14 protein-coding genes are annotated in these 13,172 nt (G+C 69.7%); 8 read left to right on the plus strand and 6 right to left on the minus strand.

The genetic code is table 11. The annotated features are described in order from the left end of the window. Positions 1 to 3: 3 nt before the first annotated feature. Both DN771_RS00740 and DN771_RS00745 read right to left on the minus strand, forming a co-directional pair. On the minus strand, positions 4 to 744 hold the full coding sequence (locus tag DN771_RS00740; RefSeq protein WP_116995412.1) for a VOC family protein: 741 nt from the start codon (positions 742 to 744) through the stop codon (positions 4 to 6). Next, a complete protein-coding gene (locus tag DN771_RS00745) occupies positions 741 to 1,958 on the minus strand; it encodes an alpha/beta hydrolase family protein (protein WP_116995413.1) in 1,218 nt (405 codons plus the stop codon). Before DN771_RS00745 ends, DN771_RS00740 begins: the two co-directional genes overlap by 4 nt. Before the next feature lie 138 nt (positions 1,959 to 2,096). Between DN771_RS00745 and DN771_RS00750 the strand changes: the two genes are divergently transcribed. The 6 genes from DN771_RS00750 to lon all read left to right on the plus strand — a co-directional run bounded on the left by DN771_RS00750 (position 2,097) and on the right by lon (position 9,259). Beyond that, positions 2,097 to 3,263 carry an ABC transporter substrate-binding protein gene (locus DN771_RS00750; RefSeq protein WP_116995414.1) on the plus strand — a complete coding sequence of 389 codons (1,167 nt, stop codon included), beginning with the start codon at positions 2,097 to 2,099 and terminating at the stop codon, positions 3,261 to 3,263. 80 nt (positions 3,264 to 3,343) lie between these two features. Continuing rightward, positions 3,344 to 4,216 (plus strand): branched-chain amino acid ABC transporter permease, encoded by an 873-nt coding sequence (locus DN771_RS00755; RefSeq protein WP_116995415.1) that lies wholly within the window; start codon positions 3,344 to 3,346, stop codon positions 4,214 to 4,216. Next, positions 4,209 to 5,108: a branched-chain amino acid ABC transporter permease gene (locus DN771_RS00760; protein WP_116995416.1), complete on the plus strand. Its 900-nt coding sequence runs from the start codon at positions 4,209 to 4,211 to the stop codon at positions 5,106 to 5,108. The genes DN771_RS00755 and DN771_RS00760 overlap by 8 nt, the downstream gene beginning before the upstream one ends. Beyond that, positions 5,105 to 5,914: an ABC transporter ATP-binding protein gene (locus DN771_RS00765; protein WP_205528350.1), complete on the plus strand. Its 810-nt coding sequence runs from the start codon at positions 5,105 to 5,107 to the stop codon at positions 5,912 to 5,914. Before DN771_RS00760 ends, DN771_RS00765 begins: the two co-directional genes overlap by 4 nt. Then, positions 5,911 to 6,612 carry an ABC transporter ATP-binding protein gene (locus tag DN771_RS00770; protein ID WP_162941391.1) on the plus strand — a complete coding sequence of 234 codons (702 nt, stop codon included), beginning with the start codon at positions 5,911 to 5,913 and terminating at the stop codon, positions 6,610 to 6,612. Before DN771_RS00765 ends, DN771_RS00770 begins: the two co-directional genes overlap by 4 nt. A gap of 199 nt (positions 6,613 to 6,811) precedes the next feature. Next, positions 6,812 to 9,259, plus strand: a complete 2,448-nt coding sequence (lon, locus tag DN771_RS00775) for an endopeptidase La (protein ID WP_162941392.1) — start codon at positions 6,812 to 6,814, stop codon at positions 9,257 to 9,259. Between the two features lie 299 nt (positions 9,260 to 9,558). On the opposite strand, the gene DN771_RS00780 is transcribed toward lon, so the two are convergent. Further along, complete coding sequence (locus DN771_RS00780; protein ID WP_116995418.1) at positions 9,559 to 9,816, minus strand: GlsB/YeaQ/YmgE family stress response membrane protein; 258 nt, start codon at positions 9,814 to 9,816, stop codon at positions 9,559 to 9,561. A gap of 6 nt (positions 9,817 to 9,822) precedes the next feature. After that, entirely contained in the window at positions 9,823 to 10,248 is a 426-nt protein-coding gene (locus tag DN771_RS00785) for a hypothetical protein (protein WP_116995419.1), read from the minus strand. Between the two features lie 142 nt (positions 10,249 to 10,390). Here DN771_RS00785 and DN771_RS00790 point away from each other — a divergent pair, with 142 nt between their 5' ends. Next, entirely contained in the window at positions 10,391 to 11,113 is a 723-nt protein-coding gene (locus DN771_RS00790; protein ID WP_116995420.1) for an AraC family transcriptional regulator, read from the plus strand. A 43-nt stretch (positions 11,114 to 11,156) separates the two neighbouring features. Then, on the plus strand, positions 11,157 to 11,555 hold the full coding sequence (locus tag DN771_RS00795) for a VOC family protein (RefSeq protein ID WP_116995421.1): 399 nt from the start codon (positions 11,157 to 11,159) through the stop codon (positions 11,553 to 11,555). Here the strand turns inward: DN771_RS00795 and DN771_RS00800 are convergent. Then, on the minus strand, positions 11,538 to 12,686 hold the full coding sequence (locus tag DN771_RS00800) for a hypothetical protein (RefSeq protein ID WP_116995422.1): 1,149 nt from the start codon (positions 12,684 to 12,686) through the stop codon (positions 11,538 to 11,540). The two genes, DN771_RS00795 and DN771_RS00800, sit on opposite strands and share 18 nt — an antisense overlap. After that, positions 12,686 to 13,162, minus strand: a complete 477-nt coding sequence (locus DN771_RS00805) for an SRPBCC family protein (RefSeq protein WP_116995423.1) — start codon at positions 13,160 to 13,162, stop codon at positions 12,686 to 12,688. Before DN771_RS00805 ends, DN771_RS00800 begins: the two co-directional genes overlap by 1 nt. Positions 13,163 to 13,172: the final 10 nt, after the last annotated feature.

A 13,172-nucleotide genomic window follows, 5' to 3' on the forward strand; every position in this document is an offset into this window, starting at 1 on the left:
GGCTCACGGGACCGGCGGGTCGGTCACACTGAGCCGGGCGGTCACCTCGGCGTCGGGCATCGTCATCAGTGCGGCGTACACCTTCGGGGGATACGCCATCTGCGGCATCGGCGAGTCCAGCGGCGGTTGGGGCACCGGCTCGGCCGGCCGCTCGTACGTCCGCGGCGAGCGGTAGCGGGCGAGCTCCTCCTCGGAGATGCCGGCGAGGGCGACGACCTCGGGGTCGATCCAGTGGTTGCCGTCGATCGCCACCTCCGAGGTGGAGATCTCCAAGGACAGTTGCTCGGGGCCGGCGAAGTAGATCGAGGTGCACATGCCGTGCTCGAGCGGGCCCATCACGTGGACGCCGCGATCGCGGAGCCGGTCCCGCATGGCGAGCAGTTCGTCCTTGGTGGCCACGTCGAACGCGACGTGCTGCATCGTGCCGCCCGCGCACTTGCCGCCGCCGTTGCCGGCGTGGGTGACGCCGAGCTCGGCGGGGATGTCGGCGATCCCGTCGATCTGCACGAAGGCGAGGTACGAGTGGTCGTCGAGCTTCAAGAACCCGTGCCACGCCCCCTCGACGCCGTGCATCCAGTAGAGGGCGACGAGCTCGAGACCGAGGACGTCACTGAAGAACTCGATCTGGGCCTTGATGTCGCCCGTGCTGATGGCGAGGTGATGGACGCCGCGCGGCTGGAGACGTGGCTCCGGGTCGGCGGCCTCGGTCGGCGCTGGCGCCGGTCGTTCAGCGGTGGTGCTCATGTGCTGCTCCTCTCTCCGGGGCGGATGGTCTGTTCGGAGAACCCGTGCCGGGCCAGCCAGTCGGTGACGACCCCGACCGCCTGGGCCAGTTTGTCGGCCTGGTCGGGGCCGGCGTAGTAGTGCGTGGCGCCGGCGATCTCGTGCAGTTCCTTGTCGTCGTGGCCGACGGCTTCGAAGAGCCGCCGGGTGTGGCTCGGGGTGCACGCGTCGTCGGCCGTGTTGCCGATCACGAGGACCGGCACGGTGATGTCCCGTGCCGCGGTGAGAGCGTCGCCGCGGGCATCGTCGTAGCTCCACTGTGACAGCCAGCTCCGCAACGTGGTGAAGCGGGCGAGACCGGTGGGACTCATGTTCACGACCTGCGGGTCGCCTTGGTAGCACCAGTTCGGGCGGCGGTCGTTGGGGTCGACGGTCGGATCGAGCCAGCGGGGGTCGGCCATCGTGCCGTGGACCACGAACGCCAGCTCGTCGTGCTCGCGGCCGGCCGCCTTGAGCTTGCCGAGCTGCGCCTTGACCCACGCCGTGATGCGCCGGTTGCGGGCGACCTGTGCCTCTCGGTAACGCTCGAGGAACTCGGGCGTGTAGGGCGGCTGGTTGGGGTTGCGGGCGTCGTAGAGGTCGAGCTCGACGTCGCGGACCGTCGGGTCACGCTCGTCGAGGATCGACGCGTCCATCCACTCGCTCAACGTCCCGTGGCGGCTGATGTGAGCGGCGAGCAGGAGAACGGCGTCGGCGGGCTCGAGCCCGAGCGCCGTGAGGTCGGGCGGGTCGCCTGCCGGCGTGGACGTCACCGTCGGCCGCTCGGCCTGCTGTTGGTAGTACATCGACAGGGCGCCGCCGCCGCTCCACCCCGCGAGCACGACCTTGCGGTAGCCGAGCCGGCCGCGAGCGTCGGCGACGCACGCGCCGAGGTCCTGGACCACCTTCTCCATCACCAGCGCGGCGTCGGTGCCGCGGTACCGGCTGTTGCAGTAGATGACGTGGTGGCCGGCCTTGGCGAGGGCCATCGTCATCGGGAGGTAGCTGCCGCCGCCGATGGGGTGCATGAACACGAGCACCGTGTCGGATGGGTCGGGTGGTCGCAGCAGGTGGGCCTCCAGCGTGACGTACTCGCCCGTTCCGCCGTAGGTGTCCCGCACGGCGGAGTCGTCCCGGAACGCCACCAGGAGCGGCACGCGTTCGTAGCTGCGAGTGGTCGTCGACGTGTCCCCCATCGAGGCGAGGGTAGCCATCGAAGTTGACATGTGTCAACTTCTCCCCGTCATGGGTGATCTCAAATTGACACCTGTCCACTTTCGTGGTTCGATGCGCTCACCGACCCAGAAGGTCAGTTCTGCAAGGGGGAATCAATCATGCGAGTCAAGCAAACGACGGGCGCCTTCGGCGCCTTGGCCGCGGCGGCTGCTGCCATCGCGGCGAGCACGGCATCGATCGGCTCGGTGGCCGCCACGTCCGCCGAGGCGACCACCGTGCGCATCGGTGTCCCGCTCGACATGTCGGGCTCGGCGGCGATCGCCGACATCGGTGAGAGCGAGCTGAACGGTGTGGAACTGGCCCTCGAGCAGATCAACGAGGAGGGATTTCTCGGCGACGTCACGATCGAACTGCTCCCCGTCGACACCAAGGGCGACAAGCAGGAGGCCGTGGCCGCCGTCCTCGAACTGGTGGACAGCGAGCAGGTGGACGCCATCGTCGGGTTCACCCTCACGCCGTCGTTCATGGCGGCCGTGCCCAAGGCCGTCGAGGCCGGTATCCCGGTGATCGCTCTCGGGCTCGCCGCTCCCGGCGTCACCGATGTCGGCGAGAACGTCTTCCGCATCATCCCCAACGTGACCGGCCTGTACGCCGCCAGCGACCCGGTCATCGCCGAATCGCTCGGTGCGACGTCGGCCGCCTACCTCTACGTCAACGACTCCGAGACGACCGTGGCCATCCACGAGGCTCGGATCGGCGCCTTGGAGGAGGCCGGGCTGGAGACGCTCGAGGTCCAGGCCTTCACGACCACCGACACGGACTTCCGCGCCCAGCTGACCGAAGCCGACAATGCCGGCGCCGACGTCATCGTGCTGACGACGTTCCCCGGCCAGATCGCACCGATCTTCCTGCAGGCCGAGGAGCTCGGCATCGAGACGCCGATCATCTCCAGCGACGGCTCGGCACGTGACGACGTGCTCGGGCAGGCCGGGGGCGCGATGCAGTGCACGACGTTCAACTCGGTGTGGGCGGCGCAGAACGACACCGGCCGCAATCCGCAGTTCATCGAGGCGATGGGCGAGGACGCCGACCTCTACGCAGCGGCCGGATTCGACGCCATGTGGGTGTACGCCGAGGCGCTCGCCGCCGCCGGCTCGGCCGAGTCCGAGGCGATCATCGCCGCGCTGCACGACCTCGAGGACTTCGAGGGAGCCTTCGGGGTGTACGACTTCGACGAGACCCGCAACCCGTCGATCCCCGGTGTGAACCTGCAGATCCAGGACGGCGAAGCGGTCCTGTGGACACCAGAGACGACGTGCGAGTGACGAGCGCGACCGCGTTCGGGGCTCGGGCGGCCGTGACCGCCTGAGCCGACCGTCCTCCATCTCGATCCACACGGAGACACGTGCAGCAGACCATCAACGGCCTCGCCGTCGGCAGCATCTACGCCCTGCTCGGCCTGGGTGTGACGCTGATCTGGGGTGTGCTGCACGTGCTCACGTTCACGCACGCCCAGGTGCTCACGTGGGGAGCGTTCGCAACCCTCGCCGCGCTCAACGCCGACTGGCCGGTGCCCGTGGCGATCCTCGTCGGCATGCTCGCCGCGGGGGCGATCTCGGCAGCCATCGACGCCGGCGTGCTCGAGGCGCTGCGTCGCCGCGGCGCCTCCGAGCACGCCTTCGTCGTCGCCACGATCGGCGTGGCGGCGATGATGCAGGCGTTGCTCAAGAAGCGCACCGGGTCGCGGTTCGAGCCCTACCCCCGTGACGGCTTCCCGAAGGGCCCCGTCGAGCTGTTCGGGCAGAACATCCCGAAGCTTCAGATCCTCGTGCTCGCCGTGTCGCTCGTCGCCATGGTGCTCCTCGCCGCCTGGCTCCGGTACACGAGCTTCGGGCGAGGATTGCGGGCCGTCGCCTACTCCCGAGAGACCGCCGAGCTGCTCGGGGTCAACGCCCGGTTGGCGTCGGCGACCGCCTACTTCGTCTCGGGAGCGCTCGCTGCCCTCGCCGGTGTGTTCGTCTCGGTCAACACGGCCCAGGTGTCGTACTCGTCGGGTGACCGGCTGCTGCTCGTCGCCTTCGCCGTCATCGTGCTCGGCGGCATGGGCTCGGTGGCCGGGGCGGTGGTCGGCGGGCTCGCCCTCGGCGTGATCGAGACGTACGCCACGGTGCACGTGTCGTCGAAGTTCAGCGAGGCCTGTGCCTATCTCGTGATCCTCGTGGTCCTCCTCGTGCGGCCGTCGGGGCTGTTCGGGGCCAAGGAGGCCGTCCGTGTTTGACTGGCTCTCGTCGTACCACCAGTTCCTGGTCGACGTCACGCTGATCGACATCCTCCTCGTGTTGTCGGTGGTGATCCTGTTCCAGTGCGGCCTGTTCTCGATGGCGACCGCGGGGTTCGCCGCCATCGGGGCGTACACGTCGGCACTCCTCGTCACCGACGCGGGGTGGCCGACCGCGCTGGGGATCCCGGCCGCGGCCGTGTCGGGCGCCGTGCTGGCCACCCTGTTCGGGCTGCCGGTGCTGCGCCTGCGGGGCATCTACCTCGCCCTCGGCAGCCTCGCCCTCGCTCAGGTGATCGTGCTCGGCATCGCCAACGTCGACTTCACCAACGGCGTGTTCGGCATCTCCAACATCCCCCAGGACATCGGCACGGAATGGCTCGTCGCCATCGTGCTGGTGGTGCTGATCGTGCTCGAGATCGTCCACCGGTCCCACGTGGGCCGGGCGATGCAGGCGATCCGTCTCGACGAGCGAACGGCGTCGGGGCTGGGCGTGAACATCTTCGCCTACCGCACCGGGGTGTTCGCCGCGAGCGGCGCCCTGGCCGGGCTCGCCGGGGCGCTCGAGGCCCATCGCACCACGGTGATCAGTCCCGACCAGTACAACTTCCCGCTCCTCGTGATGGTCTTCACCTACGCCCTCGTCGGCGGGGTCGGCCACTGGATCGGCGCCGTCGTCGCCACGGTCGCCTTCCGGGTGATCGAGGAGAACCTCGAGTTCGCCGGCTCGGACTGGGAGTCGTTCATCTACGGCGGGATCCTCGTGGTGACGATGATCCTGGCCCCCGGTGGACTGGCGAGCCGGGCGACCTGGCGCCCGCTGCAACGCCGGCTCGGCCCGCTTCGCACGCGTCGGGATGCCGCCGCCCCGAGCACGGCGGCGACACCGTGAATGCCCAACTCGAAGGGCCGTTCGGCGCCGGAGCGGCGCGGGCCGGGGGTGCGTTGCTGCAGCTCGAGGGCGTCGGCAAGGCGTTCGGCGCCGTGCGTGCCGTCGACGGCGTCACGCTGTCGGCCGAGCGGCAGGAGGTGCTGGGACTGATCGGACCGAACGGGGCCGGCAAGACGACGGTGGTCAATCTCATCTCCGCCTACTTCTCGCCGTCGGAGGGCCGGATCACGTTCGCCGGCGCATCCGTCGACGGGCTGCGGCCCCATCAGTTGGCGGCACGCGGCATCGCCCGCACGTATCAGAACCTGCGCCTGTTCGACGAGTCCACGGTGCTCGACAACGTGCTGATCGGCCGCCATCTCGCGTTCGGCAAGCAGCCGCGGCGCTCGGTGCTCTGGCCCGGGGCGCAACGGCGCGAGCGGGCGGCGGCCGCGGCGTTGATCGAGCGGCTCGGCCTGGGCGATCTCGCCGGCGAGCGCGTGTCGGAGCTGTCCTACGGGGTCCGTCGTCGGGTCGAGATCGCCAGGGCGCTGGCCATCGAGCCGTCGTTGCTCCTGCTTGACGAGCCGACGGCCGGCATGACCCGCACCGAGTCCGACGAGATCGGGCGCCTGGTCGGCGAGCTCCGCGACGACGGGATGACGGTGCTGCTCGTCGACCACAACGTGCGGCTCGTGTCGGAGGTGTGTGACCGCGTCGCCGTGCTCGACTGGGGGCGGCTCGTGACGATCGACGCTCCCGATGCGGTGTGGTCGGACGAGCGGGTGCGCGACGCCTACCTCGGCACCCGGCAGGGCGGATCGTGACGGGCAGCCTCGACGTCCGCGACCTGACCGTGCGCTACGGCGCGGTGACCGCGGTGCGCGACGTCCACCTCGAGGTCGCCGCCGGCGAAGCCGTCGCCGTGCTCGGTCCGAACGGCGCGGGCAAGACCACGCTGCTCCGAACGATCTCGGGGCTGCTGCGACCGGCCGCCGGCTCGATCACGCTGTCGGGCCGGGACATCACCGGCCGGCCGGCGTACCGCATCGCCCGCGCCGGCTTCGTCCACGCTCCCGAAGGGCGCTCGATGATCGCTCCCCTGACCGTGGGTGAGAACCTCCGTCTCGGTGGCCGGGGCCGGCCACGGGCCGAGGTCGCCGCGGACATCGAGCGCATGGTCGATCTGTTCCCGTCGCTCGGTCGCCGCATCACGACGAAGTCCGGCCTGCTGTCGGGCGGCGAGCAACAGATGGTCGCCATCGCGAGGGCGCTGATGGCCCGTCCGGTCGTCCTGGCGATCGACGAACCGTCGATGGGGCTCGCTCCGGTCGTGGTCGACTCGGTGCTCGACGCCCTGCGCCGCGTGGTCGAGTCGGGGACATCGCTCTTGCTCGCCGAGCAGAACGCCCGGCTCGCCCTGGACGTCGCGGACCGGGCATATGTCCTGCTCAACGGCGAGGTCGTGCGGACGGGGCGCAGCGACGAGCTCGGCGACGAGCTGATCGAGTCCTACCTCACCTGACGCGGGCGGCATGTCCCGGCACGCCTGCTTGGGACCTGATTCCGTCCGCGCTGCGGTCCGCAGCGGACCGCTGTGCGGACGAATGCGGCCGTGCCCGATGAGAGAGGGGCCGGCGGACGCGTTCCGACACCCGGTCGCGGAAGAAAGCTTGAGTCGTCGTCGATCAAGTTTTCCAAGTAACGCCGTACCATGTCCACCTATGAGTGACGTGACCGTCTCCACCGTTCGCCTTCCTGTCGCCACCATCCCCGCCGCCGTCCTGCCCGGCGCCGTCGTCACGCTGATGCTCGGCAGCGACGAGCTGCGCGCCTCCGTCGCCGCCGCCCGGGCCGAATCCGAGCGGCGGATCCTGCTCCGCGTCGCCACCGAGGGGTCGGCCGGCGCCGGCGAGCTGGCCGTCATCGCCCAGGTCCCCGACGTCGGATCGCTCCCCACGGGCGATCCGGCCGCAGTGGTCAGCGTCGACGGCCGGGCCCGCATCGTGGCGGTCCACCCGAGCGAGCGGGGCGGCGACTGGGCCGAGGCCGAGCTGGTCATCGACCCCCGCCCGACGCCCCGGGTCGAGGCACTCGGCCGGGAACTGCGCGGCGTGTTGAACGTGGTCGCCGAGTTGCGGCGTTCCCGTCGCCTCCCCGAGCTGATGCGGACGGTCGCCGACCCCGGCGCGCTCGCCGACGCCGTGGCCACCTGGGCCGAGTTCGGCGAGGCTGACCGGGCCGCCGTACTCGCCGCCGTCGACGTGGCCGACCGCGTGCAGATCCTCCTCGACTGGGCCCGCAACCACCTGGCCGAGCTGCAGGTGGCGCAGTCGATCCGCAACGACGTCAGCGAGGGCGTCGACAAGCAGCAGCGGGAGTACCTGCTACGCCAGCAGCTGGAGGCGATTCGCAAGGAGCTCGGTGAGGGCGACGACAACGTCGTGTCGGAGTACCGCGATCGACTCGCCGAGCTCGGCGCGCCCGAAACGGCGTACAACGCCATCGCCAAGGAGATCGACCGCCTCGAGCGCACCAGCTCCCAGTCGCCCGAGCACGGCTGGATCCGCACCTGGCTCGACCGGGTCTTCGAGCTGCCGTGGGGCCAGCGCAGCGAGGACAACCTCGATCTCGCCGCCGTGCGCGAGGTCCTCGACGCCGATCACTACGGACTCGGCGACGTGAAGGACCGGATCGTCGAGTACATGGCGGTGCGCAAGCTCCGCGCCGAGCGCGACGACGCCGACACCGACACCAGTGACGATCAGCCGACCGTCGCGCCAGAGAGTCGCGATGGCCAGCCGACCGTCGCGCCAGAGAGCCGCGATGATCAGCCGACCGTTGCGGCGAGGAGCCGCAACAAGCAGAAGAGCCGCAACAATCAGCAAGGCGCGATCATCACGCTCGTCGGCCCGCCCGGGGTGGGCAAGACCAGCCTCGGCGAGTCGATCGCCAGGGCGATGGGACGGTCGTTCGTCCGCGTGGCCCTCGGCGGCGTCCGCGACGAGGCGGAGATCCGCGGGCACCGGCGTACGTACGTCGGCTCCCAGCCGGGCCGCATCGCCAAGGCGATGACCGAGGCCGGCACGTCCAATCCGGTGATCCTGCTCGACGAGGTCGACAAGCTGTCGGCGGGCGGCTGGTCGGGTGATCCGACGGCGGCCCTCCTCGAGGTGCTCGATCCGGCGCAGAACCACACGTTCCGCGACCACTACCTCGAGCTCGATCTCGACCTGTCAGACGTCGTGTTCATCGCCACGGCGAACGTCCTCGACACCGTTCCCGCCCCGTTGCTCGACCGCATGGACGTCGTGCGCCTGGACGGGTACACCGACGACGAGAAGGTGTTCATCGCCCGCCGCTACCTGCTGCCGCGGCAGCTCGACCGGGCCGGCGTGCGGGCCGAGGAGCTGACCGTCGACGACGACACCATCCGGGCCGTCATCCGCAACTACACCCGGGAGGCCGGCGTGCGGTCGCTGGAGCGTGAGCTCGGCAAGCTGGCCCGCAAGGTTGCGGCCCGCATCGCCACCGGCGATCCCGTCGGCGATGTCAGTGCGCCCTCTCTGTCGACGTGGCTCGGGCGGGCCAAGGTGGACGACGAGGTCCCCCAGCGCACCGAGTTGCCCGGCGTGGCCACCGGTCTCGCCGTCACGGGAGCGGGTGGCGACGTGCTGTTCATCGAGACCACGGCGTTCCCCACCGGCGCCGACGCCGAGCCCGGGCTCACCCTCACCGGCCAACTCGGCGACGTGATGAAGGAGTCGGCGCAGATCGCCCTCAACTACGTGCGATCACACGCTGACGAACTCGGTATCGATCCCGACACGATCCGGCGCCGTTTCCACGTGCACGTGCCCGCCGGTGCGGTGCCCAAGGACGGACCGTCCGCGGGTGTCACGATGACCACGGCCCTCGTCAGTCTGCTTCGCGGTCGGCCGGTGAAGCCGACCGTGGGGATGACCGGCGAGATCACGTTGCAGGGCGCGGTGCTGCCCATCGGCGGGGTGAAGCAGAAGGTGCTCGCCGCGCACCGGGCCGGGCTCACCGAGGTGGTCCTGCCCAAGCGCAACGGTCCCGACCTCGACGACGTGCCCGAGCGGGTGCGCGACGAGATGACCTTCCACCTGGCCGAGACCTACGCCGACGTGGCCGCCGCAGCGTTCGCCTGAACCCCCCGGATCGTCCATCGGGACGGTCGGACCGCCCGTGTCGGTTGCGGCCTCCGCCGATGCCACAACCGACACGATGCAGTCGAGTCCCGTGTCCGCCGTCACGGTGCCAGGAATCGTCGGTGTGGGCGCGCCGACGATTCACTCGTACGGTCACCGTACCATCACCGACAGGCATCGACAAGCGAACAGTCGTTAGGTCTTGATCACCCTTTTGGGTGATTACGCTGCATTTGTGCTCGCAAAACTTGCGTCACTGAAGACGAACGACCGATAGGGAAGCGTCCCGGCACCTCGACTCAGCGCTGGCGCGAGCGGAACGCCGACATCGCCGCCGTCACGATGAGGGCGCCGACGATCGACCCGATGACCCCGCTCGGGCGGAAGCGGATGCCGTCGCCGGCGATGAGGCTGATGAGGAGGCCGCCGACGAGCGATCCGCCGAGGCCGGCGATCAGGGCCGTGGCCCAATCGATGTTCGTCGAACCGCGGGCGAGGATGATCTGGGCGCCGGCGCCGATGACGAGGCCGAAGAGAAGGATCCCGAGCAACAACATCGGCGATCAGCCCCAGGTCCGCACGTTCGACGCGGCGTTCGGAGGTGGTGGCTTCCTGGCGTACTTCGTCTTGCGCAGGAGCAGCCAGGGAAGGAACAGCCCGCCGACCAGTGACGCCGCCCAGACGATGACGGTGGCCAGCACCCACGTGAGCGCGCCGCGGATCGAGAGGCTGTCGGAGACGATCACCGTCACCACCAGACCCACGACGGTGGCGAGCAGCGCCGAGCTGCCTCCGAGGGCGCTGGCGTGCTTGATCGCCAGTTTCGTGATCATCGGGCGGACGAGGATCAGGACGCCGGTGAAGACGAGGACGGCGATGATGAAGCCGCTCGCTCCGAGCGCCATGTCGTCGAGCAGGGCGGCGGCGACGATCAACCCGACCGCGTTGGCGAGTATCGACAATCCGACGTTGATCAGCATCCGAATCATGCGGCTCTCCTACCCAGGCGCACGTGTGGACGTCGGTGCGCTACCGATACACAACAGTGTCGCCGAGGCCGACGGCACCACCCTGATCGGGTGAACGCGTGACGGCGCACCTCGCCCGGTCCGGTGAGGGACAATGTCGGCCATGGCCGGCCTCAACGCGATCGACCGGGCGTCGGACTCGGTCTACGTCGAGCGCGTGTGGCGTTCCGACGGCGCCGAGCCGAGTCACATGCTGTCGGTCGCCAACTCCAACTGGGAGCTGGTGATCTCGCGCGTTCGCGGCCGGGTCGACGTAGCGATCCGTGGACCCGAGACGCGCACCACGCTCGTGCCGATCCCCGAGGTGGACTGGGCGCTCGGCATCGTGTTCTCGCACGGCACGGAGATGCCGCACCTGCCGGTCCCGCGACTGGTCGACTCGGCGGTCGGCGCGGACACGGCGGCAGGACGCGTCTCGCTCGCCGGGGACGCGTGGGAGCTGCCGGGCTACGAGTCGGCGGAGGACTTCGTCCGCCAACTCGCCCGCGCCGGACTGCTGAGGCGTGACCAGCTCGTCTCGGAAGCTGCGGCCGGGGCCGACGACCACGGCCTGTCGGCGCGATCGGTGCAGCGCCGGGTGGTCGGCGCAACCGGGCTCACGCTCGGTGCGATCCGTCAGATCGAGCGAGCTCGCCACGCGGCGACGCTGCTCGCGTCGGGAGCGAGGGCGACCGACGTCGTGCATCAGGCGGGGTACTACGACCAACCCCATATGGCGCGCTCCCTCGTCCGGTACATCGGAAGAACGGCGACGGAGATCCAGCGCGCGGCGAGCGACGTGCCGTTGTCGCTCCTGTACAAGACACCACGCTGGGACGTCACTTGACTGGGCGGTGTCCGAACGACGACACCACCCTCAGGAGCTGAACATGTCCGTCACCCACCTCTTCGTCAACCTCCCCGTCGCCGACATCGCCGCCAGCAAGGCGTTCTACGAGGCGCTGGGGTTCTCGCTCAACCCGCAGTTCTCGGACGAGTCGTCGGCATACGTGGTCCTGTCCGAGACCGCCGCCCTCCAGCTGTCGACGCTCGAGCAGTTCCAGACCTACACCGACCGGCCGCTGCCACGGAGCAGTGGCGTGATCAACGCACTCGGCGTCGACTCCCGCGACGAGGTCGATCGGATCGCCGACACGGCCCTGCTGTCGGGCGGCTCGCCGACGAAGGAAGCCACCGACCTCGGCTGGCTCTACAACCGCGGGTTCGCCGACCCTGATGGACACCACTTCGAGGTGGTGCACGTCGACATGTCAGCGATCCCGGCCTGAACCGACTGCGGCGGCGGCACGCCCGACCCCTCGCGATGTCCTCGCCCGTTCGGTGACGATCTCGAACGGTCCCACCGGCTCGCCGCCGGTGAGCTCGACGAAGCGATCCAGCGCTGTGGCCCACATCTCGCTCTGCAGTGCGTACGCAAGCTTGAGCCGGTCGTAGAGCACGCGGAGGACGCGGTCGTGACTGCGGGCCCACGACTCGATGGTGAACCAGAGCTCGCCGTCGCCGTCCTGGGCGCGCATCTCGATCACTCCCGATTCCATGTGACCTTCCAACGTCGACAACCGGAACGACTGCGGCGTCACGTCGATCACCTCGACGGCACCCTTCCATGGGCCGAACACCTGGATGACGTAGCGGTCGCCGGTGTTCATCGCCCCGGTGCTGCCGACCGTCTTGGTGAACGGTGCGAAGCTGGAGTCGGTGAGGACGTCGGGCTCCGCCTGGATCCTGGCCATCGCCTCGTCGGCCGAGCACGATGCGTTGCGCACGCCGACGCGATACCGGCGGTGGATGGTCGGACCGGTGCCCTGTTCGGGCGGCTGGTCGTCGTCACACCCGGAGCGATGGTTCGCCGGGAGGGCGATCCGCTCCACGTCCTGCTCGTGGTGGGTCACCGATCGCTTTTTCCACCGCCACATCGCGGCCAACGTCGCGAGCGGTCGGCCCTTCGGGTGGCGCGGATCGGTGTTCGGCTCGTCCGACGATTCCCGCGACCGTCGCAGGCGATCGCTCACGTCGCGTACGAACGAGTCCGGATCGGCCACGCCGAGCGTCACGCCCGGATGCCGGATCAGGCCCAACGGTTCGATCCCGGGGATCGGCTCACGGAGACGGAGACACACGCCGCCCGCCGTCGTCGCCGCCATCGTGATGCCGCGATCGGCGACCGAGAGGTGGGCCGGTCCGGCGATCTTCCACTTCTCGTACGGTCCGGTGCGGGTGACCTCCACGACGTTCGACCACACCGTGCCGACGCGCCACGAGCCGTAGACGGCTTCGAATCCATCGTCGTCGACGTGCACGAACGATCGCGTCGGAACGACCGCGAAGAGCCGGGCCCATCGATCGAGCGTCGGCTCGAAGGCGAACGGGTAGGACGTGGCCGGGACGGCGTCGGTCATCACGGCGTCGATTCGGTCGCCCGGCCCACGCGGGTCGCTTCGGTGACGAGGAAGGCGTTGCGGACCTCGATCAGGTGGCGGAGATAGCGACCGAGGACGAGCCGCTCGACGAGCCGGCCGATCGGCCCGAACGGCGCCTCGAACTCGACGTGATCGATGAGCGTCGTGCCGTGTTCGGCCGGTTCGAAGCGGTGTTCGTGGCGGAACGACTTGAACGGCCCTCGCCGCTGCTCGTCGACGAACCGCGTCGGGCGTTCCCACGACGTGATGGCGTTCGTCATCGTCCACATCACGCCGAAGTGCCGGGCCCGCCAGGTGACGAACTCACCGAGCCCGATCGTGCCGGCTCGCACACCACCGATCGCCTGCTCCCCGGACGACCGGAAGGACGCCGCGTGCACGTCGATCGACAGCGAGAGATCGAAGGCGGTCTCGGCGTCCACAGGCAGCAGCGTCTCAGCAGTGAAGCGGACCATTCTTCCATCG

The sequence above is a fragment of the Desertimonas flava genome (assembly GCF_003426815.1).
Classification (GTDB): domain Bacteria; phylum Actinomycetota; class Acidimicrobiia; order Acidimicrobiales; family Ilumatobacteraceae; genus Desertimonas; species Desertimonas flava.